The sequence below is a fragment of the Arthrobacter sp. Leaf141 genome (genome assembly GCF_001424565.1).
GTDB lineage: Bacteria > Actinomycetota > Actinomycetes > Actinomycetales > Micrococcaceae > Arthrobacter.
Genome location: NZ_LMOL01000014.1, coordinates 1 through 224, shown reverse-complemented (window position 1 = coordinate 224; position 224 = coordinate 1). Strand labels below are relative to the sequence as shown.

Genomic DNA, 224 nt, shown 5'->3' with positions numbered 1-224 from the left:
AACGCCGCGCCGATAACCTCGTCGAAGCCCTCCTCACCGCCGGACTCACCCCCACACAACACACCACCGCTGGCGCTGTCACTGGGGAAACCGCCTCTGGAACGGAGGCCGGATCCACGCCTGACGCTGCCACCAGCCCTGGGGCGCCGTTTACCTCGGCCAGGGCCTGGGGTGATGTTCCGGTACCCAGGGCGCAGGTCCTGATCACCGTCCCGGTCATGGCC

The 224-nt window shown here is 68.8% G+C and carries 1 pseudogene; it reads left to right on the top strand.

The annotated features are described in order from the left end of the window. A pseudogene (locus tag ASF72_RS20600) lies at positions 1-224 on the top strand (HNH endonuclease signature motif containing protein); the annotation flags it as partial.